15 protein-coding genes are annotated in these 24,754 nt (G+C 72.8%); 3 read left to right on the forward strand and 12 right to left on the reverse strand.

The features are described 5' to 3' along the window. Nucleotides 1-17 precede the first annotated feature (17 nt). Nucleotides 18-1,574 (reverse strand): glycosyltransferase family 39 protein, encoded by a 1,557-nt coding sequence (locus EKH77_RS12060; RefSeq protein WP_240667323.1) that lies wholly within the window; start codon nucleotides 1,572-1,574, stop codon nucleotides 18-20. A gap of 89 nt (nucleotides 1,575-1,663) precedes the next feature. Here EKH77_RS12060 and EKH77_RS12065 point away from each other — a divergent pair, with 89 nt between their 5' ends. Then, a complete protein-coding gene (locus EKH77_RS12065) occupies nucleotides 1,664-3,547 on the forward strand; it encodes a glycosyltransferase family 2 protein (protein WP_126914395.1) in 1,884 nt (627 codons plus the stop codon). A 73-nt stretch (nucleotides 3,548-3,620) separates the two neighbouring features. Here EKH77_RS12065 and EKH77_RS12070 read toward each other — a convergent pair whose 3' ends face one another. From EKH77_RS12070 to EKH77_RS12095, 6 genes are all read right to left on the reverse strand, one after another. Then, entirely contained in the window at nucleotides 3,621-4,793 is a 1,173-nt protein-coding gene (locus EKH77_RS12070; RefSeq protein ID WP_240667324.1) for a glycosyltransferase, read from the reverse strand. 23 nt (nucleotides 4,794-4,816) lie between these two features. Continuing rightward, a complete protein-coding gene (locus EKH77_RS12075; RefSeq protein WP_126914397.1) occupies nucleotides 4,817-7,630 on the reverse strand; it encodes a bifunctional glycosyltransferase/CDP-glycerol:glycerophosphate glycerophosphotransferase in 2,814 nt (937 codons plus the stop codon). A gap of 3 nt (nucleotides 7,631-7,633) precedes the next feature. Continuing rightward, on the reverse strand, nucleotides 7,634-8,908 hold the full coding sequence (locus EKH77_RS12080; RefSeq protein ID WP_126914398.1) for a glycosyltransferase family 87 protein: 1,275 nt from the start codon (nucleotides 8,906-8,908) through the stop codon (nucleotides 7,634-7,636). Next, a complete protein-coding gene (locus EKH77_RS12085; RefSeq protein ID WP_126914399.1) occupies nucleotides 8,905-10,476 on the reverse strand; it encodes a hypothetical protein in 1,572 nt (523 codons plus the stop codon). The genes EKH77_RS12080 and EKH77_RS12085 overlap by 4 nt, the downstream gene beginning before the upstream one ends. A gap of 3 nt (nucleotides 10,477-10,479) precedes the next feature. Beyond that, a complete protein-coding gene (locus EKH77_RS12090; protein ID WP_126914400.1) occupies nucleotides 10,480-11,295 on the reverse strand; it encodes a polyprenol monophosphomannose synthase in 816 nt (271 codons plus the stop codon). Between the two features lie 139 nt (nucleotides 11,296-11,434). Beyond that, complete coding sequence (locus EKH77_RS12095) at nucleotides 11,435-12,514, reverse strand: sugar phosphate nucleotidyltransferase (protein WP_126914401.1); 1,080 nt, start codon at nucleotides 12,512-12,514, stop codon at nucleotides 11,435-11,437. A 154-nt stretch (nucleotides 12,515-12,668) separates the two neighbouring features. Here EKH77_RS12095 and EKH77_RS12100 point away from each other — a divergent pair, with 154 nt between their 5' ends. Then, entirely contained in the window at nucleotides 12,669-13,241 is a 573-nt protein-coding gene (locus EKH77_RS12100) for a GtrA family protein (RefSeq protein ID WP_126914402.1), read from the forward strand. Here EKH77_RS12100 and EKH77_RS12105 read toward each other — a convergent pair. From EKH77_RS12105 to EKH77_RS12120, 4 genes are all read right to left on the reverse strand, one after another. After that, on the reverse strand, nucleotides 13,169-14,341 hold the full coding sequence (locus tag EKH77_RS12105) for a hypothetical protein (RefSeq protein WP_126914403.1): 1,173 nt from the start codon (nucleotides 14,339-14,341) through the stop codon (nucleotides 13,169-13,171). The two genes, EKH77_RS12100 and EKH77_RS12105, sit on opposite strands and share 73 nt — an antisense overlap. An 84-nt stretch (nucleotides 14,342-14,425) precedes the next feature. Beyond that, nucleotides 14,426-19,432: an NAD-glutamate dehydrogenase gene (locus tag EKH77_RS12110; RefSeq protein ID WP_126914404.1), complete on the reverse strand. Its 5,007-nt coding sequence runs from the start codon at nucleotides 19,430-19,432 to the stop codon at nucleotides 14,426-14,428. A gap of 332 nt (nucleotides 19,433-19,764) precedes the next feature. After that, nucleotides 19,765-20,472: an HAD family hydrolase gene (locus tag EKH77_RS12115; RefSeq protein WP_126918031.1), complete on the reverse strand. Its 708-nt coding sequence runs from the start codon at nucleotides 20,470-20,472 to the stop codon at nucleotides 19,765-19,767. A gap of 50 nt (nucleotides 20,473-20,522) precedes the next feature. Beyond that, nucleotides 20,523-21,026 carry a DUF6912 family protein gene (locus EKH77_RS12120; RefSeq protein WP_126914405.1) on the reverse strand — a complete coding sequence of 168 codons (504 nt, stop codon included), beginning with the start codon at nucleotides 21,024-21,026 and terminating at the stop codon, nucleotides 20,523-20,525. Between the two features lie 304 nt (nucleotides 21,027-21,330). Here EKH77_RS12120 and EKH77_RS12125 point away from each other — a divergent pair, with 304 nt between their 5' ends. Then, nucleotides 21,331-21,771: an Rv3235 family protein gene (locus EKH77_RS12125; protein ID WP_126914406.1), complete on the forward strand. Its 441-nt coding sequence runs from the start codon at nucleotides 21,331-21,333 to the stop codon at nucleotides 21,769-21,771. Nucleotides 21,772-21,862: 91 nt separating this feature from the next. Here EKH77_RS12125 and secA read toward each other — a convergent pair whose 3' ends face one another. Beyond that, complete coding sequence (secA, locus tag EKH77_RS12130; protein WP_126914407.1) at nucleotides 21,863-24,682, reverse strand: preprotein translocase subunit SecA; 2,820 nt, start codon at nucleotides 24,680-24,682, stop codon at nucleotides 21,863-21,865. Between the last annotated feature and the right edge of the window lie 72 nt (nucleotides 24,683-24,754).

Below are 24,754 nucleotides of genomic sequence, written 5' to 3' on the forward strand. Positions count from 1 at the left end.
CGGCGCGTACGTACGGACTAGCGCTGTACGTACAGCGACACCGCCCCTCCCCGGACGAACACCGTGGACTCCTCCCGGTACAGCGCGTCGAGCTCCCTCGTCTTGGCGGACTCGGCGCGCTGGGCCCGGAACCACGGCGTCCCGACCGTGCTCGTGTCCGCCACCACCCACACCCGCGTCCCCGCCGGAAGCCCCCGCAGCCGGGAGCGCAGCTCCCCCGCCCCGGCCTCCTGGCCGTAGAGGGTGCCCGAGGCGGCGGGCGACCTCTTGAGGGTGAGGTCCCGCAGCCCCGTGAAGGCCTCCGGGTAGGCCAGGGATATCCGGCGCTCGTGGAGCGGGAGGAAGAGCACCGTGTCCCCCGGCCGGGCCGTCCTCCCGACGGCCGCGGCCACCCGGGCGAGCTCGTCGCCCCGGCTGGACGGCAGCCGCTCGCGCTCGTGGAAGGGCAGCTGCGCCACGAAGGCCGCCGCCACAGCCGCGACCCCGGCCGCCGCCGCAACACTCCGCCACGGCAGGAGCCCCAGGAGCCGCTCCGCCCCGGCGGCCGCCAGCAGCGGAACGCCCGCGAGGCAGAACAGCAGATAGCGGTCGAGGAAGAGCGGCTGCCACTGGGACGCCGCGTAGAGCAGCACCGGTGGGACGACGGCCAGCGGCAGGGCGACGGCGCCCAGCCGCAGCGGGCCGGTGCGGGGCAGAGGGGCGAGCACGGCGAGGGCCATCAGCGCGACCACCACGGCCACGACGGGCTCACCAGGGCCCGTGAAGGCGTGGAGGAGCGCCTTCGCCTGCTCGTATCCCGGTGCGCGGAGCCAGGAGACCTGCTCGCTCTGGCCTTGGGAGAGCACGGCCAGCGGCGCCAGCACGGCGCAGGCCGCGGCCGCCGCGCAGCCCCACCCGCGCCAGGTCCGCCCCGGCACCCGGGAGAGCAGCAGCGTCAGCCCATGGGCCGCCAGCAGCAGGATCGCGAACTCGTGCAGCAGCGCCGTGACCGCCACCACCGCGCCGTAGCCGGCCCAGCGCCCGGGCGAACCCCGTTCGACGGCCTCCAGCAACAGCCACGTCGCCAGCGCCGCGCCCGCCGCGACCAGGGCGTACGAACGGCCCTCCTGGGCGTAGTGGCCGACGAACGGGGTGGCCGCGTACAGCAGCCCGGCCCACAGGCCCACCCGGGGCCGGGCCAGCCGACAGCCGATCGCGCCGATCAGCCCGGCGGTGACGGCCGCGGCCACGACGGACGGCAGCCGCAGCGTGGTCTCGTCGGCGCGCAACGCCAGCACCGGACGCATCAGCAGGTAGTAGAGCCCGTGCACGGCGTCGACGTGCCCGAGCAGGCGCACGATCTCGCCCGGCGAGCGGCGCGCCACCTGGAAGGTGGCGGCCTCGTCCCGCCACATCGTGCCCCGGTCGAGCCCCCACAGGCCGAGGAGGAGCATGACGGCGGCGGGCACGATCACGGCCAGGGGCACGGCGGTGGTCAGCTCCCGAAGGGCGGTCCCGAGGGTGACCGCCCATGGTTCCCTCGGCTCCTTCCTCGGCCCCTTCCTCAGCTCGGGCCGTACCGCGGTCCGCGCCATCGTCGTCCCTCCCCGCTTCCGTTCCTGCCGGCCACACGCGGTCGCAGAATGCACCGATTACGCATACTTACTGGATAAAACTGTGCTTTATGGCAGTGAACGGGAGTGGAATCCCTGTCGCGCACCCCGCCACCGGGCTTCCGGTGGGCGCCCCGGCCGACGCCCGGGTCGGCGTCGTCGTCATCGGCTACGACGACGCCGCCCACATCGGCCACGCCGTGCGCTCGGCCCTCGGCCAGGGCCCGGCCGTCGCCGAGGTCGTCGCCGTGGACGACGCGTCCACCGACGGCACCGGGGCCCTCCTCGACCGGCTGGCCGCGCGCGAACCCCGGCTGCGCGTCGTCCACCGGGCCGTCAACAGCGGTGGCTGCGGCACCCCCCGCAACGACGGCCTCCGGACCGTCACCACGCCCTATGTGATGTTCCTGGACAGCGACGACATCCTGCCCCGGGGCGCGGTGACCGCCCTGCTGCGTGGCGCCCTGGCCCACGACGCGCCGGTGACGGCGGGGCTGTGCGTCCGCAGGGAACTCCCCCGGCGACGGGACACTCCCTGGCAGCCCGCCCTCTACCGGCGGCCCGCCGTCCACGCCTCCCCCGAGGAGCACCCGGCGCTGCTGCGCGACACGCTCTGCGTCAACAAGCTCTACGCCCGCCACTTTCTCGACACGCACGGCATCGACTTCCCCGAAGGGCCGTTCCCCTACGAGGACTTCGTCTTCAGCGCCCGCGTCATGGCGGCGGGTCCGCGCGTGGCCGTCGTCCCGGACCCGGTCTACGTCTGGCACGTGCGCCGGGGCGCGGCCCGGCCCTCGATCTCCCTGGACCGCGAGCGGGTGGCCAACTGGCAGGCGCGGGTCCGCGCCCACGAGCGGGGTGTGGAGGTCTTCCGCGACGCCGGCAACGAGCCGCTCGCCCACGCCGCCCGGGTGAAGTTCCTCGACCACGACCTGCGGATGTACGTCCGGGAGTTGCCCGGCCACGGCCCGGCGTACCGCGCGGCCTGGTGGCGGGCGGCGCGCGCCGCGCTGGCCGCCTGCGACGAGGCGGACCTGCGCGCCGCCCGGGCCCCGGCCCGCTGGATCGCCCGGGTCGTGCTCGCCTCCGAGACGCCGCGCGACCTGGACCGGCTCGCCCAGCTCGCCGCCCGGCCCGCCCGGCTGCTGCCCCCCTACGCCGAGGCGGCGGGGCGGCCGGTCTGGGCGGCGGACCTGCCGAGGGCCGTCCTCGACGGCCTCACCGGCCCGGGCGCCAAGCCGGCCCGCCGCCTGCCGGTCACCGTCGACGCCGTCCTGCGCCGCCGCGCGGGGCGCGGCCGCCACGCCGAACTCCGGCTGCGGGTGCACGAGCTGTACGGCCGGCTGGCGGCGGCCCGGCCGCACGGCGTCGACGTCGAGCTCCGGCTGCGGGACGGCGCCTCCGTCCAGGAACACACCGCCTCGCCATGGCCGGACGAGCCGGCCGGGTCGGACGGGTCGGACGGGCTGGCCGGGTCGGACGGGCCGGCCGGGTCGGGTAGGCCGAGCGGCGGCGGGCCGGACAGACCAGTCGGGCCAGGCGCCGGAACCTCGTGGGTGGTCTCCGTGCCCGTGGACCTCGCGGCGCTGGCCGCGCGCGGGCTCCTCGACGCCAGGGCCCGCAGGGCCCTCACGACCGGGTCGCAGGCGTGGGACGTCCGCGTCCGCATCCACTGCGCCCACGGTGGCACCCTGCGGACGGCCGTACGGGCCGTGGGCGCAGGCTCCCGGCCCGCCGTGCTGCTCGGCGCGCGGTACGGCCTGTTGCTGGCGCAGCCGCACGCCACGGCGAGCGGTTCGCTCGTCCTGCGGCTCGCGCCCGGCGTCCGCTGCGCGCTCGGTGTCGCCCTGCGCAGGGCCCGTACGCTCCTGCCCCCGCTGCCCCTGCTGCCCCCTCTGCCCCTGCCATCCCTCCTGCGGCGCACGGCGGCGGCCCGTACCGACGGCCGTCCCTAGCCTCACGACGCTCATGTCCCATCCCCCGTTCATGCCCCATCCCCCTTGTGGCCGTTCCGGTCCGGTGGCGGACCTAGCGGTCGATCTCCTCGAACAGCGCCTCCCAGCGGTCCAGGACCGCCGGGAGGGCCAGTGGCGCGACGTGCTCGCGCGCGGCCCGCCCATAGCGTTCGCGCGCCGGGCCGTCCCCCATCAGCTCCCCCAGCGCGGCCGCGAACGCCGCCGTGTCCCCGTGCGGCACGAGCGTGCCGGTACGCCCGTGGACGACCAGCTCGCGGACGCCGCCCGACAGGTCGAAGCTCACGCAGGGCACTCCGGCGGCGGACGCCTCGGCGAGGGCCATCGGCCGTCCTTCGCGCTCGCTGGTGAGAGCCACCAGCGACAGCTCCCGGTAGGCGGCGGCCATGTCGCGAACGGTGCCCCGGAAGCGGACCCTGCCGTCGATGCCGAGCCGGGCCGCCCGCGCCCTGAGTTCCGGCTCCTGGGGGCCGTCGCCGAAGAAGTGCAGCTCCCAGCCGGGGTGTTCGGTCGAGGCGGTGGCGAAGGCGTCGAGCAGCCGGTCCAGCCGTTTGACCGGTTCCAGCCGCCCGACCGCGCCGACGCGCCGACCGTCCAGGGGCGCGGGGGTGAGGGGAGCGAAGGGCAGTGGGTTGGGCATCACTCCGGCGTTCGGCAGCCGTCTGCGGCGGAATTCCGCCGCGTCCGGCTCGCTGAGGAACAGCGACTTCTCCAGCGCCGGGTAGTGCCGCAGGATCAGCTCCAGGTTGACGGACGTCCGCGCCTGGTGGAATGACTCGTGGTATTGGCCGATGGCCCGCACGTGGGCCGGCCGCGCCACCGACTCCAGCCAGACCGCCGCCCAGGGCGAACCGGCGATCACATACCCCCTACCGTCCTCCGGTGTGTCGGCGAACCGTCGCGCCAGCAGTTCCCGGGCCCGCTGTCGCTCCCGGCGTTCGGCCCGCGCCGACCACAGCCGTGCCGGGCTCAGCCGCTCGGCGAGGGAGTCCGCCCGCCAGGAGGGCGGAGCGGCTGCCCGGTAGAGCGTGGTCCGCCGGTAGGCGGGGTCGGCGATGTACGCGTGGGGCCGGGGGCTCGGCCGGATGCCGATGAGCTCGACGGTGTGGCCGCGCTCGGCGAACCCCTGGGCGAGGGTGTGCAGCACCCGCTGGGAGCCGCCCGTCGAATCGACGTCGATGCCGAGGAGGAACAGCCGCCTCCGGCGGCCCTGAGCCGAAACCCTCACCCCTGTCCGTCCGTCGTGGCGGTTCACCGGTCGCTCCCCTCGAAGAACAGGTCGACCACGGACTTGCTCGACCATCCGGTCTCCAGGGGGTTGAACCGCTCCTGGAAGCGGGCGTACGCCCCGGCCCACCGCTCGCGCACCCCCGCCAGATCGCCCAGCGCCGCCGCCAGTTCCCTCGTGGTGGTGAGCATCGGACCGGGGGCGATGTCCGCCAACTCGTAGTAGGCGCCGCGCGAGACCGAGCGGTAGTGCTCGTAGTCGTCGGTGTAGAGCAGGATGGGCCGACCCAGGTTGGCGTAGTCGAACATCACCGACGAGTAGTCCGTGAGCAGGGCGTCCGAGGCGAGCTGCAGATCGTTGAGATCGGCGAACTCCCGCCCGTCGCGCACCGCGTGCCCGAGCTCGCGGGGCACGGTGAACCGGTCGTAGTAGTGCGGGCGGACCACGACCGTCCACTCCTCGCCGACCGCGCCGACGAGCTCCGCCAGGTCGATCCGGATCGACGCCCCGCTGCCGCGCTCGCCGTCCCGGAACGTGGGGGCGTACAGCAGCACCTTCCGGCCGTCGGGGATCTGCAGTCGCTCCCGGGTGCGGGCCGCGCGGTCGCGCTGCTCCGGCTCGTTCCAGCGGACGAGCACGTCGTTGCGCGGCAGCCCGGTGCGCAGCAGCCGGCCCGCGTAGCCGTTGGCCCGCACGAAGGTCCGCTCGAACTCCTCGCTGGGGGAGATCAGCGCGTCCCAGCGGGCCACCGTCGCGCGGTGCCGCCGGCGCCGCTCGGCACTCGCCAGCCGTAGCTCGGGGATGTCGAACCCCATGTGCTTGAACGCCTGGCCGTGCCAGGTCTGGAGATAGCGGGTGCCCGCCCGTTTGGCGTAGGACGCCGGGAAGCCGTGCGAGTCCACCCAGTAGCGCGCCCGGGCGACCGTACGGGCGTGCTCCCAGCTGCCGCGCCGGACGAGCTCCACGCCCTCGGGGAAGGAGGACCGGTCGCCGGTGTACGACCAGACCGCGCGGAGCGGGAGTCCGCGCCGGACGAGTTCCTCGTGGATGTAGCGGGGGCTGTCGGCGTAGCCGCGCCCTTCCAGGGCCTCGAAGACGACCAGCCGGTCGTCGATGGGCAGTTTCCGCAGCTCGTGGTAGGCGAGGGCCTTGGCGCGCGGCCCGGTCGCGCGGCGGATCAGCCGGTGGGCGCGGCGCAGGGCCGGCCGGGCGGGGACGAGGGCCTCGGCCCGGCCGAGGGCGCCCGTCCGCTCCCAGGCGAGCTCGAACCGTCCGGCGCCGTGTCCTTCGCACCCCGCCCGCACCAGGTGCCCGCCGATCCGTGCCCGCAAGGACGGCGCCGGGGCGGGGGCCAGCAGCGGATCGGCGCGGGTCAGGCCCTGCCGGGTGAGTACGACGTGGGGGTGACGCCGCCCCCGGAACCCGGTGGGCCCGAGGGGCACCCGGCGCAGATCGATCTCGACCCGGGCGGTGCGCTCTTCCGCGCCCTCGGTGCCTTCCGTGTCCTCCCCGTCCGGCTCGTAGCGGAAGGGGACGACGAGGGGCTCGGCGGTCACGGCGACGCGCAGCTCCGCCGTGACGGGCACGGGCCCGGCCAGCAGCCGTGCGGGGTCGTAGGTGCGCAGGGTAAGGCGCAGGAGGCTTCCGGCCGGTTCGACGTGCGTCACCTCGTGCCGAAGGGGGCCGGTGGTGAAGGGCTGGTCGTCCAGGCGCCATTCGGTGATGTCCAGTTCCCGGGCGGCCCGTTCGTCCTCGGGCAGTTCCCGTCCCCAGTACCGGCGTCCGGTGGCGTCGCGCACGGTGTGGCGGGGGGCGATGCGGGGCCGGTCCAGGGTGCGCGCGCATTCGGCGGCCTCGGCGAGGCGGCCGGTGAGGAGCAGGTGCTGGCAGACGCGTTGTTCGCGCGGCAGCGTCTCCCAGGCGCCGAGTGCGATGCCGGCGAGGTAGGGGGCGACGAGGGCGGCGAACTCCTCGGTCCACCGCCGGTCGCGGAAGGGCAGGTCACCGAGGTGGAGGCGGAGGTCGTGCCGGAGGAACTTGGCGTCCTTCGCGGGCCGCAGATCGGCGTGGCCCGACTCCTCCAGGAAGGCGTCGACGCGCCGGGCGACGGCGACGCGGTCGGCGACGTTCCGCAGTTTGTGGCGGCTGGAGGAGATGGAGGGGCCGGTGGCCGGGTCGCCAGCGAGCCGCCAGGTGTAGACGGGCCAGGGGACGACGGCGAAGGACCGGGCCAGGGTGAGGGCTTGAGCGCTGAAGAGCTGGTCCTCGTAGTGCACGTCCTCGGGGAAGCGCAGGCCGTGCCGGGCGAGGAAGGCGGCGCGGTAGAGCTTGTTGGTGGAGAGGTGGTCGAGGAGGTATTCGGGGGCGGCGCGCAGGCCCGCGACGAGGCGGGTGTCACCGAAGAGCTCGGGGTACCACAGAGCGGTGGTGCCGCTCTCCTCGAAGATCCGGGTGACCTCGCCGGTGACGAGGTCGGCTCCGGTGTCCTCCGCGGTCAGCAGCAGCGATTTGCAGGAGTGGTAGGGGAGTTCGTCGTCGCTGTCGAGGAACATCACATAGGGGGCGCGGGCGGCGGCGATGCCGGCGTTGCGCGGGGCGCCGCAGCCGCCGCTGTTGACCGGGAGCCGCAGCAGGCGCACACGTGGGTCGCCGGCGGCCAGTTCCCGGGCGACGCGGGGGGTGCCGTCCGTCGAGCAGTCGTCGACGACGATCGCTTCGAGGCGGCGCAGCGACTGCCCGAGGACCGATCGGACGGCGCGCGGCAGCCGCTCGGCGTCATTGTGGACGATCACTACTACGCTGACCTCCGGGGTGGCGGAGGGCACGGGAGCGGACATGGTTCACCTCGCTTCGGGATCGGGCCGGGTCTCGGGCCCTGAACGCCGGGCCTCGACCTCTGAACACAGAGAGTAACGACAACTACTCTCCGTGACAACCCCGTCGTCTCGACCCCACCCCCTCCCCCGCCACGCCGCGACTCCCAGCACCACCGCCAGCCCGCCGAACATCACCACGTCCCGGAACGCGTGCCGCTGCGCGCTGTCCACCCCCGGCCACGGCACCCCGCCCAACTGCGGCACCAGAGGCACCCAGAACCACACCGACCTCGCCGCCGCCCCCCGTACCACCACCGACACGGCCAGCGAAGGCACCACGACCAGCGCGTAGTTGAGGAACGAGGGGCGCGAGACCACGAAAGCGGCCAGCATCAGCAGCGCCGCGCACTCCACCAGCCGCAGCGCCGGATCTCCCCCGCACCGCCACCGCAGCCACGCGAAGTACAGCACCGCCGTCCCGGCCACGGCCGCCAGCGCGAACGCCAGGAGGTGCGGCACCCCCAGCCGGGGCAGCACGGCAGGCCAGGAGGCGTCGTACGGACGGGCGTACGCGTCCTGGCCGTGCAACAGGAACGGCAGCGTCCGGGTGAAGAACAACCCCGGCCTCGGCAACGCGACCGCGGCCGACAGCGAGATCGCGGCGGGCAGCCCCAGCCCCCACGCCAACGCCCGCCACTGGCGCGCCAGAAGGAACAGCAGGAACAGCGGCACCAGCATCGGCTTCAGCGCGACGGCCACCCCGACCACCACGCCCGCCGCGGCCCACCGCCCGTTCCGCGCCAGCAGAAGGGCCGCAGGAAAGGCGGCCACCGACGCCGCCGTCCAGTTGCCCAGGAAGACCAGGCTCTGGAAGGGCAGGAACAGCGCCGTACCCAGCGCCAGCGCCACCGCCAGCCGGCTGTCCGCCCGCACCCCGAAGATCCGCAGCGCCAGCACCCCGCCCACCGCGACCAGCGCGCCCGTCACCACCGGCACGGCGTAGAACAGCGCCTTCTCCGGGAACGGCGTCTGCGGCAGCGCCGCGAACACCGCCCCCGGCGGATACAGGAAACGTTTGTCCGCGTACGGCGACCCGCCGCTCAGCAGCGCCCGCGCCGCCCGCACCACGACCGCGTTGTCGATGCCGGAACGCGCCTTGCCGTACGCCCGCACCGAGCTCAGGGTGAACACCAGCGCCGCCGCGACCAGCGCGGGCACGGGCGCCCGGCCGCGCAGCCACCCGGAGGCCGCGTCCCCGAAGGACGGCCCGGTCACCGGCGCGGTCTCCGTCGCGCTCATCGTCCGACGACCTCCAGCAGCACGCGCCCGCCCGGCCCCTGGGCCGCCTTCCTGAGCGCGGGGTCGCCGGGCGGCAGGCCCGCCGCCCCGTTCTTCCACAGCACCCACCGCACGCCGTACTCCTTGAGGATGCCGAGCCGCTCGGCCCGGGAGGTGGCCGGTGCGAAGTAGCGCCGTGTGGCGTCGCGGCGCCGCTTCTCGTCGGGGAGGAAGAGGTCGGGATAGGCCGGAGCGACGGTGTACGGGCCGTACGCGGGGAGCATCCGCAGCGCGTAGTAGTCGTCCGTCATCACCGTCGCCCCTTTGGGCACATGCGCCACGGCCCAGCCGAAGCCCGGCCACAGCGCGATGACGGGCGCCTGACGCAGCCCGGGCGGCACCGCCTCCCTCCGCAGCACGTACGACAGCACCCCCGCCTGCGCCCAGGCCCCGGCCAGCAGCGCCGCCACCGCCACCACCGGCAGACCGTGCCGCACACGCCGCAGCCGCTCACCACCCGCCCCACGGTCGTCGAGAACCTCGGCCGTCTCGATGGCGAGTGCGAGCTGAGCCGGGATCAGCACGGCCGGCAGCGCTCTCCCCCACGCGTAATGCCCGCTCGCCCACCCCGCCGAGACGACCACCACGCCCAGCCCGAAGAGGAGCGCCAAGGGATCGCGGCGATCCCGCCACCACCGCGCCCCGAGGGCCGCCACCCCCACGGTCACCAGGCAGAACCGCTCCGCCGCACGGTTGTAGAGCGCCCGGTGGACGGGGTCCAGCCCGCCCCCGCCGAGCAGCGCGGGAAAGGAGTAGTACGGCCAGCACAGCGGCAGCACCAGGGCCACGGCACCCCCCGCAGCCACCAGCACCCACCCGGCCCCGTTCGGCCCCGGCCGCGTCCCCAGCAGCACCGCCAGCACACCCAGCACCGCCACCACGCCGGTGAACTGATGCACCAGCAGCACTGAACCCAGCAGAAATCCCAGCCCCAGATGCCCCGGCAGCCCCCAGCCGGCCGTCCGCGCCCGGCGCAGCAGCGCCCACAGCCAGCAGGAGAGGCCCAGGGCGAAGGTGCCCGGATAGGCGAGGGTCAGGCTGAGCGAGGCCAGCCCCGGCATCCCGCTCCACGCGAACGGCACCACGCCGTACAGCAGCAGCACGCACAGCAGCGCGAGCGGGACGGCCGTCCGCGCCCGGCTGAACGTCCGGGTGAAGGCGGCGAGGCCCGTGGCCAGCAGCACGAGCCCGGCCAGCCCGGCCATCCGCAGCACGCCGAAGGTGCCCCAGCCGGTCGCCCTCGCCGCCAGGGCCAGCGCGACCGTCCAGGGCGAGTAGTACGGGCTCGGCGTGTCCTCGTCCACCAGGGGGTTGCCCGGGTGGATCAGGTCCGCGCGCAGCCGCTCCAGGACGGCGGCGTGCATCCCCAGGTCACCGGACCACGGCAGCCGCACCACCATGAGCAGCAGCAGGACGCCCAGCAGCAGGACGGCGACCGCGGCCGTCCGGCGCGGCAGGCCCGCCCCGCGCGGCGGGGCGGTCCGGGAGAGCGGCGGCCGGGGCGCCCTGAAGGCCGTGGGCGGGCTCACGGATCAGCGGGAACGCTTGCCGGCCGCCGGGCCGCGGAGCGCTCTGGACCGCAGCCGCCAGGGCATGGCCACGGATTCGAGCTGCACGGCAAGGTTCATCTTCGACTCCCCGGCGGTGCGGTCCTCGAAGTGGATGGGCACCTCCATGACCGTGAAACCGGCGCGCAGCGCGCGGTACTTGGTCTCGACCTGGAAGCTGTAGCCCGCGCTGTCGACGCTGCCGAGCCCGACGGCCCGCAGTGCGTCCGCGCTCCACAGGTTGAAGCCGCTGGTGATGTCGCGGACGCGCGTGCCGAGGATCCCGCTGGCGTAGGCGTTGGCCCAGCGGGAGAGCAGCTTGCGGTGGGCCTTCCAGGCGTCGGAGAGGGTGCCCCCGGGCACGTACCGGCTGCCGACGACCACGTCCGCGCCGGTGGCGAGGGCGACGCCGAGCATCTCGGAGATCTTGCCGGTGGGGTGGCTGCCGTCGGCGTCCATCTGGAGCACGTACGCGGCGCCCTCGGCCACGGCCCGCTCCATGCCGGCGGCGTAGGCGCGGCCGAGGCCGTCCTTGGTGGTGCGGTGCATGACGCCCATGCGCGTCCGGCCGGGCTCGTTGTACTTCTCCGCCAGCTGTTCGGCGACGGTGCCCGTGCCGTCGGGGCTGTTGTCGTCGACCACCAGCAGCCGCAGCCCTTCGAGGGGCAGGGCCATGAGCGCCTCGGCCATGGTGGGCAGGTTCTGCGCCTCGTTGTACGTCGGCATCACCACGGTGAGCGGGGTACGGCCCCATTCGGCGGGGAGCGGTGTCGCGGCGGCGGGGGTGCGCGGAGGGCTCATGAGCGGATCCTCGGCAGACGGAGACGGCGAGTCGTACAGGGGGTGGCGCGGCTGTCGACAGTTGGCGGTCGACGGACGTTCAAACGCTGAAGACCTTCAAACACTAAGTCGGTGTTCGCATGCGGGCAGGCGGTGACGCTCAGACGGCCGAGAAGCGGATGGCGGCGTCGGGGATCGCGGTCCCGCACCAGACGCGCGCCCCCTCGCGCAGCTCATTGTCCGCGCCGATGTCGGAGCGATCCCCGATCACCACGTCGTCCAGGAGGGTCCGGGGGCCGACCCGGGCGCCGGTGCCGACCATGGACGCCCGGACGCGCGCGCCCTCCTCGATCCGGGCGCCGTCCAGGACGACGGAGCCCTCCACGACGGCGCCCGCCGCGACGTACGCGCCGGCCCCCACGACCGTGCCGCCCAGCAGCCGCGCCCCGTCCGCCACCCGTGCCCCGGGCAGCACCAGGAACTCACCGGGGTCGCCGGGGACGGCCGGGGAGTGGACGACGCCGCGCACGAGGTCGGCGGATGCCTGGACGAAGGCGGCGGGACGGCCCAGGTCCAGCCAGTACGAGGCGTCGACCACCCCGTGCAGCACGGCCCGGGCGGCCAGCAGCCCGGGGAAGGTCTCCCGCTCGACGGAGACCGGCCGCCCCTGCGGGATGGTGTCGATGACCTCCCGCCGGAAGACATAGGCCCCGGCGTTGATCTGGTCGGTGACGATCTCCTCGGGGCGGCGCGGCTTCTCGGTGAAGGCCAGGACCCGGCCGTCGGGGCCGGTGGGGACCAGACCGAACGCACGGGGGTCGGCCACCCGGGTGAGATGGAGGGTGACGTCGGCCTGCGCCCGCTCGTGGCGCAGCAGCAGGTCGCCGATGTCGAGGCCGGTGAGGATGTCGCCGTTGAAGACGAGCACCGGTTCGGTGGGCCCGGAGGTCAGGGCGATGGAGGCCTGGCGGATGGCCCCGCCCGTGCCCAGCGGCTCCTCCTCGTGGACGTAGGTGAGGCGCAGCCCGTGGGCGGAGCCGTCGCCGAAGTACGGCTCGAAGACCTCGGCGAGGTAGGAGGTGGCGAGGACGACGTGTTTCACGCCGGCGGCTCTGGCGCGGGCCAGCTGGTGGGCGAGGAAGGGCACCCCGGCGGCCGGGACCATGGGTTTCGGCGTGTTGATGGTGAGCGGCCGGAGCCGGGTTCCCTTGCCTCCGACGAGCAGTACCGCCTCAGTCATGCCAGTTCCTCGTCATACATTCCAGTCCCTCGCCAATACCAGACCCTCGCCCATTGTGCCCATCTCGTCGCACTGCGTCAGTTTTTGCGGCAATTTACACTACAATCGGTTGTCTAAGCGAGATGTCCGCTACGCGTGGCGACCGTATCTGGAGATGCCTTTGCGACCGACGGAATCGAGGGAAAGGCTTTCGCCCGGCCGGGGGAGGCTGACGGCGCTGGCCCGGGAGTTCGCGAAGTTCGGCACGGTGGGCGGCCTGGGGATCTTCGTCAACCTCGGCGTCTTCAATGTGTGCCGGGGGGCCACCGGGCTGCCGGTGGTGCGCTGCAGCGTGGTCGCGACGGCCGTCGCCATCGCCTTCAACTATCTGGGGCTGCGCCACTTCACCTACCGCGACCGCGACAAGGGCCGGCGCAGCAGGGAGATCGCCCTCTTCGCGGCCTTCAGCGGCGTCGGACTGGTGATCGAGAACGGTGTCCTCTACGTCGCCACCTACGGCTTCGGCTGGGGCGGGGCGCTGCTCGGCAATCTCTTCAAGTTCCTGGGCATCGGCACGGCGACCCTGTTCCGATTCTGGTCCTACCGCGCCTGGGTCTTCAGGACCCTGCCGGGGCGGGCCATGCGCCACGGCTCTCCTGCCGGAGACCACGGCGATCACGGCGATCCGTCGAACAGCACGAGCAACCCGGCCGCGTACCAACCCGAGACCACCGCACCTCCACCGTAGAGACACACCCGCACCCCCAGCGGAACACGCGCGAGCGGCCGGGCCGCCAACAGCAGCGGAACCGGCAGGAACGGCAGCATGAAGCGTGGTTTGGAGTACGGCGAGCCCGGCGTCGCCACCATCAGCAGCCAGGCCCCGGCGACGACCGCCACCAGCGGCCAGGGCACCCGCCGGTCCAGTGCCAGCGCCACCACCGCCGCCGCCGTCAGCAGGACCACGGCGAGCACGGCCGTGTGGCGCACGTCGGCGACCGCGCGGGGATCGCCGTAGAGCAGGACCTGCCGCAGGAAGTCCGCGGTGCCCGCGCCGAAGTCGAACGTCTGCCCCCAGGCCCGCTCCGCCTCGAACCAGCCGTCCCAGCGACCCACCCTGCTGCCCAGGTACAGCCAGCCGGCCAGCAGCCCCAGCGGTGCCAGGGCCAGCGCCGCCCATGGCCGGGCGCCGTCCCGGCGGCGCAGCAGGGCCGCCGCGGCGGCCAGCAGCACCGTGGCGATCAGCACCGTCGCCGTCGGCCGTACGGCGCCCGCCAGGGCGCACAGGACGCCCGCCGCGACCCAGCGGCGCCGCACCAGCGACACCAAGGCCCACATCAGCAGGGCGCTGAAGACCGCCTCCGAGTACGGCACCCACAGCGCGAAGGCGTACGGCGAACAGGACCACAGCGCCACGCACGCGTACCCGGCGCCCCGGCCTCCCCCGCAGCACCGCACGAGCGTGTACGCCCCCGCCCCGGCCACCGCCGCCGCGCACCAGGAGATCAGCACCCCGGCGCAGTCGTGGGGCAGGCCGGTCACCAGGTGCAGACCGCGGATCAGCGCGGGGACGAGCGGGAAGAAGGCGAGCCGGCTGTAGTCGGGCGTGCCGTCGGGGCGGTGGGGGATGAGGCGGGGATAGCCCCGCTCGGCGATCCGCAGATAGTTGCCACTGTCCCAGCGGTACAGCAGCCAGCGCGTCCCATGGCCGAGGTGGTGGTTGACCAGCAGCAGGACGGCGAAGCCGACGGCGGCGACGGCCAGCTGGACGGCCGCCGCGACGACCGCCTCCCGGTATACCGTCCGGTACGCCGTCCGGGTGGTCGCGAGCCGCGGAACGACTGTCATCCGACTCTCTCACGCATGCGAAAAGGGCGGCCCCGGGGGTTTTCCCCGGGGCCGCCCCCTTCATGCCGGTGCGGCGGTCACCCGTCAGGTGTGCGAACGCAGCAGCGTGCGCATCGTGCGCATGGCCACCGACAGGTTGGCCAGGTCGAACGCGTCCGACCCGCGGATCTCGTCGAGCGTCGTCCGCGCCCGGGTCAGGATCGCGGCGTTCCGCTCCTCCCACTCGGCGAAGCGCTGCTCCGGCGTGGAGGAGCCGTTGCCCACCGAGAGGACCTCGGCCGTCAGCGCCGCGTGGGCCGCGTAGAGGTCCTCACGGATGGAGGCACGGGCCATCGACTGCCAGCGGTCGGCGCGCGGCAGGTCGATGATGCGGTCCATCAGCTGGGTGATGTGCAGCCGGTCGGCCAGGTCGTAGTAGACCTCGGCGACGCCCAGCGGCTCCTTGCCCGTGCGCTCGGCGGTGGCGACGATGTCCAGCGTCGGGAAGACGGACGAGAAGCCCGCGACCTTGACCGCCAGCTCGGCGGGCACCTCGGCGGCGACGAGCTCGTCGTGGATGGACTGCCACCACTCCATGTCGGCGCCGCGCAGCAGCTTGGGCAGCTCGGCCCAGACCATGTCCACGCCGTCACGGAAGAACCCGATGGTCTCCGCGAGCTCCAGCGGCTGCGGGCGGTTGTTGAGCAGCCAGCGGGTGCCGCGCTCGACCAGCCGGCGCGAGTGGAGCCGGATGCGGGTCTGGACGTCGGCGGCGACCACGTTGTCCAGGCCCTCGACCGCGTCCCAGACCTCGTTCAGGCTGAAGATCTCGCGGGCCGCGGTCTGCGCCCGGACGATCTCCTCCAGCGAGGCGCCGGTCTCCTCCCGCAGACGGTGGAGGAAGGTCGAGCCGCCGGAGTTGACCGTGTCGTTGACCAGGACGGTCGTGACGATCTCGCGGCGCAGCGCGTGGTTGTCGATCTGCTCGCCGAACGACGTGCGCAGGGCCTGCGGGAAGTAGGCGTAGAGCAGTCGCTGGAGGTACGGGTCGTCGGGCAGCCCGGTGGTGAGCAGCTCCTCCGCCGCGGTGATCTTGATGTAGGCGAGCAGGACGGCCAGCTCGGGCTGGGTCAGGCCGCGCCCGGCGGTCAGCCGCTCCCGGATCTGCCGGTCGGTGGGCAGGAACTCCAGGGCGCGGTCGAGGTGGCCCTCGCGGGTGAGGCGGCGCATGATCCGCTGGTGGGCGTGGAGCAGGCTGGGCGCCTGGGCCACGGCGTTGGCCAGGGCCACGTTCTGCGCGTAGTTGTTGCGCAGCACCAGCTCGCCGACCTCGTCGGTCATCTCGGCCAGCAGCTTGTTGCGCTGCTTGACGGTCATGTCGCCGTCGGTCACGAGGGCGTTGAGCAGGATCTTGATGTTCACCTCGTGGTCGGAGGTGTCCACGCCGGCGCTGTTGTCGATGGCGTCGGTGTTCACCCGGCCGCCGGTCGACTCGGGACCGCCGGTGAGGGCGAACTCGATGCGGCCGAGCTGGGTCAGACCGAGGTTGCCGCCCTCGCCGACGACCTTGACGCGCAGGTCCCGGCCGTCGACGCGGATGGCGTCGTTGGCCTTGTCGCCCACGTCGCCGTGCGACTCGGTGGACGCCTTGACGTACGTGCCGATGCCGCCGTTCCACAGGAGGTCGACCGGGGAGCTGAGGATGGCCTTCATCAGCTCGGCGGGGGTCATCTTGGTGACACCGGGGGCGATGCCAAGGGCCTCGCGCACATGGGCGTTGACCGGGATCGACTTGGCGCTGCGCGGGTGAATGCCACCACCCGCGGAGAGCAGCTTGGTGTTGTAGTCGGCCCAGGAGGAGCGGGGCAGCTCGAAGAGCCGGCGGCGCTCGGCGTAGGAGACGGCCGCGTCCGGGTTCGGGTCGATGAAGATGTGGCGGTGGTCGAAGGCGGCGACCAGGCGGATGTGCTCGGAGAGCAGCATGCCGTTGCCGAAGACGTCACCGGACATGTCGCCGACGCCGACGACCGTGAAGTCCTCGGTCTGGGTGTTGTGGCCCAGCTCGCGGAAGTGCCGCTTGACCGACTCCCAGGCGCCGCGGGCGGTGATGCCCATGCCCTTGTGGTCGTAGCCGGCCGAGCCGCCGGAGGCGAACGCGTCGCCCAGCCAGAAGCCGTAGGACTCGGCGACCTCGTTGGCGATGTCGGAGAAGGTCGCGGTGCCCTTGTCGGCGGCGACGACGAGGTAGGTGTCGTCCTCGTCGTGGCGGACGACGTTCTTGGGGTGGACGACCTCGCCGCCGACCATGTTGTCGGTGATGTCGAGCAGACCGGAGATGAAGGTCTTGTACGAGGCGATGCCCTCGGCGAGCCACGCGTCGCGGTCCACGGACGGGTCCGGGAGCCGCTTGCCGACGAAGCCGCCCTTGGCGCCGACGGGCACGATGACGGTGTTCTTCACCATCTGGGCCTTGACCAGGCCCAGGATCTCGGTGCGGAAGTCCTCGCGCCGGTCGGACCAGCGCAGACCGCCTCGGGCGACCTTGCCGAAGCGCAGGTGCACACCCTCGACGCGCGGCGAGTAGACCCAGATCTCGAAGGCCGGGCGGGGCGCGGGCAGGTCGGGGATGGCCTGCGGGTCCAGCTTCAGCGAGAGGTACGAGTGGGGCTCGCCCTGCTCGTCGCGCTGGAAGTGGTTGGTGCGCAGCGTGGCCTTGATGACGGTGAGGAAGGAGCGCAGGATGCGGTCCTCGTCCAGGCTCGCCACCTGGTCCAGGGCGCCGTCCAGCTCCTCCAGCAGGCCCTCGATCAGCTCGCCGCGGCCGTCCTGCGGGAGCGCCGGGGACATCCGGGCCTCGAACAGGTTGACCAGGAGGCGGGTGGTGTGGACGTTGTTGCTGAGGGTGTCCTCCATGTACGCCTGGCTGAAGGTCGTACCGGCCTGCCGGAGGTACTTGGCGTAGGCCCGCAGCACCATCGCCTGGCGCCAGTCGAGACCGGCCCGCAGCACGAGGTTGTTGAAGTTGTCGTTCTCCGCGGCGCCGGTCCACACGGCCGCGAAGGCCTCCTGGAAGCGGGCGCGCGCGTTCTCGCCCACGATGTTCTCGGGCAGCCGCAGCCCGAAGTCGTAGATCCAGGCGTTGGCCCGGTCGGCGCAGCGCAGCTCGTACGGGCGCTCGTCGACGACCTCGACGCCGAGCCGGTGGAGCACCGGCAGGACGGCGGAGAGCGAGACGGGCTCGCCCTTGCGGTAGATCTTGAAGCGGCGCTCGCCGGGGCCCGCGCCGACCGGCTCGTACAGGCTGAGCTCGAAGGCCCGGGCACCGCCGGCGGTGGTCAGCTTCTCCAGGTGGGCGAGGTCGGAGACGGCGCCGCGCGGGGAGTGGTCGGCCTTGTAGCCCTCGGGGAAGGCCTGGCCGTAGCGGCGCAGCAGCTCGGCGGCGCGCTCCTCGCCGACCTCGGCGGTGAGCGTCTCGGCGAAGCCGTCGGCCCAGGAGCGGGCGGCCTCCACCAGGCGGGCCTCGATGCGGTCGGCGTCGGCCTCGGAGAGCTCGGGCAGCGCGGAGCCGGGCTCGACGCGGACGACGAAGTGCAGCCGGGAGAGGACCGACTCGGTGTTCCAGGCCGTGAAGTCGACGCTGGTGCCGTTGAGCTCTTCCTTGAGGATGTCGATCAGGCGCAGCCGGACGCCGGTGGTGTAGCGGTCGCGCGGCAGGTAGACCAGGGCGGAGTAGAAGCGCCCGTACTCGTCGCGGCGCAGGTACAGCCGCAGCCGGCGGCGCTCCTGGAGGTAGAGCACGCTGGTGGCGATGGCGCGCAGCTGGTCGGCCTGGATCTGGAAGAGCTCGTCGCGCGGGTAGGTCTCCAGGATCTGGAGGAGGTCGCGCCCGTCGTGGCTGTCGGGGCTGAAGCCGGCGTCGTCCAGGACCTGGGCGACCTTGCGGCGGATGACCGGGACGCGGCGGACGGACTCGGTGTAGGCGGCCGAGGAGAACAGGCCCAGGAAGCGGCGCTCGCCGACCACGTTGCCGTCGGCGTCGAACTTCTTCACCCCGACGTAGTCGAGGTAGGAGGGGCGGTGGACGGTGGCGCGGCTGTTGGCCTTGGTGAGGACGAGCAGCTTGTGCTCACGGGCCTTGGCGCGGGCGTCCGCCGGGAGCCGGCTGAAGGACGCCGAGGAGGGGCGGGGCAGCGGGGCGTGGTGGCCCACGTGGTGCCCGCCGGCCGTGTGCGAGGGGTCGGAGCGCAGCACGCCCAGGCCGGTGCCGGGGACGGCCGTGAGGACGTCCTCCTCCTCGCCGTCGGTGACGACCTTGGTCAGGTCGTACTCGCGGTAGCCGAGGAAGGTGAAGTGGTCGGCGGCCAGCCAGCGCAGCAGCTCACGGGCCTCGTCGAGCTCGGTCGGCGGGACGTCGGCGGTCGGCTCGTCGGCCAGGCCCTCGGCGATGCGCAGCGCGGCGTCGCGCATCTTGCCCCAGTCCTCGACGGTCTCGCGGACGTCGGACAGGACGCGCAGCAGGTCGGCGGCGATCTGCTGGAGGTCGTCGCGGTCGGTCTCGCGGTCGGTCTCGACGTGGATCCACGACTCGACGAGCGCGTCGTGCGGCAGGTCGGCGTCCTTGCCGTTGCCGTGCGCGTCGCAGGCGGAGCCGAGGACCTCCAGGAGGCGGCCGGTCACATCGCGGCGGACGACGACCTGCGGGTGGATGACGACGTGGATGCCGCGGTTCTGGCGGGAGAGCTCATTGGTGACGGAGTCGACGAGGAAGGGCATGTCGTCGGTGACGACCTCGACGACGGAGTGGCTGGACGTCCAGCCGTTCTCCTCGACCGTCGGCGTGTGGACGCGCACGTTCGCGGTGCCCTGCGGCCGGTTCTCGGCCAGCCGGTAGTGCGAGATGGCCGCGCCGTAGACGTCGACCGGGTCACGGCCGGTGAGGTCCTCGGGTGCGGTGTGCAGGTAGTAGCGCTGGAGGTAGGCGGTCAGGGTCTTCTGGTCGAGCCCGCCCTCGCCCTGGGGGCCGGCCGGGTGCGCTCCCCCGGGGCTGCCTTCAGCGACGCGGGCCGCCCGCTCGAGCAAATCGGCCTTTGCTTCGTCCAGCTTGGTCTGCATGTCCTCTGGCTCCTGTCGCGCGCCGTTGCGTGACATAGGTGGTGATGGCTTCACGTCGCGACTCGGGGTGTCCGGTCGTCACCGACGGTCCGCCGGGATGAGGGGTGGCCGGGCGGAACACGGCGAACGCCGTCAGGAGAGCCCGGCTCCGGGGATCCGCTGCGAACGACCCGGGCGCGGTGGCGGCCCGGGAGCAGGACAGAGGCGCCGGCGCCCCTGCTGGATATCGCGCTGATCACCTGGTAAGGCTATCGCCCTTCCCCCGGGACGCGTCCATGAGCAGCTTCTATACATTACGGCCACGAAACCTTCGCACTCTGGACAGCCCGGCCTCAGACAACGAGACGTTCCGCCTCGGCGACGGCCTCCTCCAGGCTGTCCACCACCGGAACACCAGCCTCCGCGAGACTGCCCCGGCTGTGCGAACCGCCCGTGTACAGCACGGCGTGGGCACCGACGTGCGCCGCCGCGACGGCGTCGTCCACGGCGTCCCCGATGACCACCGTACGACCGGCGGCCACACCGGACAGCCCCGCGAGATGGCGCGCCATGTGCTCCGTCTTGCTGCCGCCCGAAGGCCCCGTGCGTCCGTCCACCCGGATGAATCTTCGCTCGATGCCGAAGCCCCGCACCAGCGGCAGCAGGTCCTCGTGCCCGTACATCGACATGATCGACTGGGTGCCGCCGGTGTCCTGCCAGCGAGCCAGCAGCGACTCGGCGCCGGCCGTGAGGCCGCAGCGTATGCGATGGTCCGCGTAGTGCCGGTGGAAGACGACGTCCATGTGGTCCCACTCGTCCTGGGTGGGGAGGCGGCCCATCAGGCGCTCGTAGAAGCGCGGGATCGGGACGCAGTACAGCTCCCGGTATCTGGCCAGGGTGATCGGCGCCAGGCCGATCTCGGCGAAGGCGGCGTTGGTCGCCGTGATCACCGCGTCGATGTCGTGGAACAGGGTGCCGTTCCAGTCCCAGACGATGTGCGGCGGGGCTTCCGCGCCCCGCTCCCCCGTGCCCCGCTCGTGCCCCGTGCCCCGCGTGCCCATGCTGTGCGTCCCCATGCTCACGACCGTACCGTCCGGGTCCGACAGACCCCTCAGACGAGGTTCGGGATCTCCTGGACGCCGAACCACATCAGCTCGTGGTCGTCGGCGCCGTCCACGGTGAACTGCGCGTCGGCGTCGCCTCGGTCCGCCGCGCCCAGGGCCGCCGCCGCGGCGGCCACGTCCTCCTCGGCGTCGTCCGCGTCGACGTGCACCGAGGCCGCCTTCTTCAGCGGAACCGCCTCCACCAGCCGCACCTCGCCGAGCGCCGACTGGTCCAGCCCGCGATCCGGGTCGGCGGTCACCGCCGTGTCGGGCACGTCGACCGCCACGACCACACGCCGTCGCGGCGCCCGCGGATCGGCCGCCAGCCGCCGCAGCGAGCCCTGTGCGGCGCGGCTGAGCGCCGCGTACTCCAGCTCCTCGATGTCGTCCGAGACGTACCACTCGCGCAGGGCGGGGGTGACGGCGTAGGCGTCCACCGGGCCCGGGCCCAGCAGGCCCGCCTTGTGCGCCTCGGCGAGGCCGGGGAGGGTCAGGGGGACGTAGACGCGCATGACCGCCGCTTTCCTGCTTCCTGAGGGCTTACGAACAGTGCTGCCAGCATACGGGCGCGAGTCCCCCTTCGAAGTGCCGGAGGCCCCTTGAGCGGCCGTCCCCCGGACGCGCCGGTCTCCCGCCCCGCCCGCCCCGCGCGGTCCGGGTCCCCCTGATAGGTGAACGGCCCAGGCCCCACGACCACCCCGGGGACGTCCTTGCCCGCCTCCGAACGGCGCCGGTAGAAGATCCACCGACCGAAGCCACGCCCGGTGACAGCCGGGCCGCGCACCGCGGGGGCGACGCGTGAACAGGAACAACCGCGTGAACGGGAACAGGGGACCGGCCGGCCCGGGCCCGGCCGCGCCACCACGGCGCACCGACTCCCGACGGCCGGCCGCCGACGCGGCCGCCCGGCGCCACGAACGCGAACGACGCCATCCGCGCTACTGGTTCGCCGAACGGCTGCTGCTCACCCTCAGCGGCCAGCGCCCGGTGCACTGGATGCTCGGGCACACCCTGCCACCGGCCTACGACCAGCTGGCCGAGCTCGCGCCCGGGGCGCCCCTGCGGCCCGTCCCGCCGAGCCACGGCATCCCCTTCGTGCGCCACTGCGACGAGTTCCAGCCCCGGCCCGGAGTGATCGAGGCGTTCGCCCGGATCGCCTCGGGCGACCGGCTGCGGGCACTGGCCTTCCGGCTGGAGCACTGCCCGGACCGGCGGTGGCGCTGCGCCGCGGTGGAACTGGGCGGAGCCCGCACGTGAACACGGAGGGACGGAACCCTTACCCGGGCACGGCGAAGGGCGGGACACCCCGTGGGTGTCCCGCCCCTGAAGAGCCCGCCGTGCCGCGTCGTTACTTCTTGCGGCGGCGGCCGCCGGCGCCGCGCTGCGCCTTGCGGCGCTCGGCGCGCGTCATGCCGTCCGCCTCGGAGCGGTACTCGGTCATCTCGTCGGCCGTGAGGTCGCGCTCGTCGAGACCGGCCTCGCCGTCCACCGTGGGGGCGGAGAAGTGCAGCCGGTCGGGGCGCTGCGGGGCGCCCAGGCCCTTCGCGCGGATCTCCGGACGGGCGGCGGGCACGGTGTCCTGGACCTTCTCCAGGGACGGCGCCTCGCGCTGCTCGACGGGGACCTCCTCCAGCTGCTGGTCGACCTGGACCTCCAGGTTGAACAGGTAGCCGACGGACTCCTCCTTGATGCCCTCCATCATGGCGGTGAACATGTCGAAGCCCTCGCGCTGGTACTCGACCAGGGGGTCCTTCTGGGCCATGGCCCGCAGGCCGATGCCCTCCTGGAGGTAGTCCATCTCGTAGAGGTGCTCGCGCCACTTGCGGTCCAGGACGGACAGCACGACGCGGCGCTCCAGCTCGCGCATGATGTCGGAGCCGAGGTGCTCCTCACGGGCGGCGTACTGGTCGTGGATGTCGTCCTTGACTGACTCGGCGATGAACTCGGCGGTGATGCCCGCGCGGTCGCCCGCCGCGTCCTCCAGCTCCTCGATGGTGACCTTGACCGGGTAGAGCTGCTTGAAGGCGCCCCACAGCCGCTCCAGGTCCCACTCCTCGGCGAAGCCCTCGACGGTCTCCTGACGGATGTAGTCGTCGATGGTGTCGTCCATGAAGTGCCGGACCTGCTCGTGGAGGTCCTCGCCCTCCAGGACGCGGCGGCGCTCGGCGTAGATGACCTCGCGCTGGCGGTTGAGCACCTCGTCGTACTTCAGGACGTTCTTGCGGGTCTCGAAGTTCTGCTGCTCGACCTGCGACTGGGCGGAGGCGATGGCCCGGGTGACCATCTTGTTCTCGATCGGCACATCGTCGGGGACGTTGGCCATGGCCATCACGCGCTCGACCATCTGGGCCTTGAACAGGCGCATCAGGTCGTCGCCCAGCGACAGGTAGAAGCGGGACTCGCCCGGGTCGCCCTGACGGCCGGAACGGCCGCGCAGCTGGTTGTCGATGCGGCGCGACTCATGGCGCTCGGTGCCGAGGACGTAGAGCCCGCCGAGGCTCTTGACCTCCTCGAACTCGGCCTTGACCGCGGCCTCGGCCTTCTCCAGGGCGCCGGGCAGCGCGGCCGCCCACTCCTCGACGTGCTCCACCGGGTCCAGGCCGCGCTGGCGCAGCTCCGCCTCGGCGAGGTCGTCGGGGTTGCCGCCGAGCTTGATGTCCGTACCGCGGCCGGCCATGTTGGTGGCGACGGTGACGGCGCCCTTGCGGCCCGCCTGGGCGACGATCTGGGCCTCGCGCTCGTGGTGCTTGGCGTTGAGGACCTCGTGCGGGATGCCGCGCTTGGACAGCTGCTGCGAGAGGTACTCCGACTTCTCGACGGAGGTCGTGCCGACCAGGATCGGCTGGCCCTTCTCGTGCTTCTCGGCGATGTCCTCGACGACGGCGGCGAACTTCGCGACCTCGGTGCGGTAGATCAGGTCCGACTGGTCCTTGCGCTGCATCGGACGGTTCGTCGGGATCGGCACCACGCCGAGCTTGTAGATCTGGTGGAACTCGGCGGCCTCGGTCATGGCCGTACCGGTCATACCGGACAGCTTGGAGTAGAGGCGGAAGAAGTTCTGAAGGGTGATCGTGGCGAGCGTCTGGTTCTCGTCCTTGATGTCCACCCCTTCCTTCGCCTCGATGGCCTGGTGCATGCCCTCGTTGTAGCGGCGGCCGGCGAGGATACGGCCGGTGTGCTCGTCGACGATCATGACTTCGCCGTCCATGACGACGTAGTCCTTGTCCTTCTTGAACAGTTCCTTCGCCTTGATGGCGTTGTTCAGATAGCCGACGAGGGGGGTGTTGACCGACTCGTAGAGGTTGTCGATGCCCAGCCAGTCCTCGACCTTGGCGACACCGGCCTCGTGGATGGCGACCGTGCGCTTCTTCTCGTCGACGTCGTAGTCGCCGGTCTCCTCGACGCCCTTCTGCGGGTTCGCCGGCTCGCCCTTGGTCAGGCGGGTGACGAGCTTGGCGAAGTCGCCGTACCACTTCGTGGCCTGGTCGGCCGGACCCGAGATGATCAGCGGCGTACGGGCCTCGTCGACCAGGATGGAGTCGACCTCGTCGACCACGGCGAAGTTGTGCCCGCGCTGGACCAGCTCGTCCTGGGACCACGCCATGTTGTCGCGCAGGTAGTCGAAGCCGAACTCGTTGTTCGTGCCGTACGTGATGTCGCAGCCGTACTGCTCGCGGCGCTGCGCCGGGGTCATGTTGGCGAGGATGCAGCCGACCGACAGGCCCAGGAACTTGTGCACCCGGCCCATCAACTCCGAGTCGCGCTCCGCCAGGTAGTCGTTCACCGTGATCAGGTGGACGCCCTTGCCCGACAGCGCGTTCAGGTACGCCGGAAGGGTGCCGACGAGGGTCTTGCCCTCACCGGTCTTCATCTCCGCGACATAGCCCAGGTGCAGCGCGGCGCCGCCCATGAGCTGGACGTCGTAGTGCCGCTGGCCCAGGACGCGCTTGGCGGCCTCGCGGACGGTCGCGAAGGCCTCGGGCAGCAGGTCGTCCAGGCTCTCGCCGTCGGCGTACCGCTGCTTGTACTCCTCGGTCAGGGCGCGCAGCTCAGCGTCGGAGAGGTGCAGGAAGTCCTCTTCGATGGAATTGACCTGGTCCGCGATGCGGTGCAGCTTGCGCAGGATCTTGCCTTCTCCTGCACGCATGATCTTGCCGAAGACGGACACGTAGGCTGGCTCCTTGCCGGTCGGGCCTGGGCACGGTTGGGGTGCGCGGGCACGACGGGACAGTCCCCGCCG

It is taken from the genome of Streptomyces luteoverticillatus (genome assembly GCF_003970715.1).
Taxonomy (GTDB): Bacteria; Actinomycetota; Actinomycetes; order Streptomycetales; family Streptomycetaceae; genus Streptomyces; species Streptomyces abikoensis.

Bases quoted from the DNA above. Each gene is read 5' to 3' on its own strand.
- EKH77_RS12095 (WP_126914401.1), bottom strand. From the start codon at position 12,514: ATGACTGAGGCGGTACTGCTCGTCGGAGGCAAGGGAACCCGGCTCCGG.
- EKH77_RS12115 (WP_126918031.1), bottom strand. From the start codon at position 20,472: ATGGGCACGCGGGGCACGGGGCACGAGCGGGGCACGGGGGAGCGGGGC.
- EKH77_RS12075 (WP_126914397.1), bottom strand. From the start codon at position 7,630: ATGTCCGCTCCCGTGCCCTCCGCCACCCCGGAGGTCAGCGTAGTAGTG.
- EKH77_RS12120 (WP_126914405.1), bottom strand. From the start codon at position 21,026: ATGCGCGTCTACGTCCCCCTGACCCTCCCCGGCCTCGCCGAGGCGCAC.
- EKH77_RS12105 (WP_126914403.1), bottom strand. From the start codon at position 14,341: ATGACAGTCGTTCCGCGGCTCGCGACCACCCGGACGGCGTACCGGACG.
- EKH77_RS12090 (WP_126914400.1), bottom strand. From the start codon at position 11,295: ATGAGCCCTCCGCGCACCCCCGCCGCCGCGACACCGCTCCCCGCCGAA.
- EKH77_RS12065 (WP_126914395.1), top strand. From the start codon at position 1,664: ATGGCAGTGAACGGGAGTGGAATCCCTGTCGCGCACCCCGCCACCGGG.
- EKH77_RS12110 (WP_126914404.1), bottom strand. From the start codon at position 19,432: ATGCAGACCAAGCTGGACGAAGCAAAGGCCGATTTGCTCGAGCGGGCG.
- EKH77_RS12060 (WP_240667323.1), bottom strand. From the start codon at position 1,574: ATGGCGCGGACCGCGGTACGGCCCGAGCTGAGGAAGGGGCCGAGGAAG.
- EKH77_RS12100 (WP_126914402.1), top strand. From the start codon at position 12,669: ATGCCTTTGCGACCGACGGAATCGAGGGAAAGGCTTTCGCCCGGCCGG.
- EKH77_RS12080 (WP_126914398.1), bottom strand. From the start codon at position 8,908: ATGAGCGCGACGGAGACCGCGCCGGTGACCGGGCCGTCCTTCGGGGAC.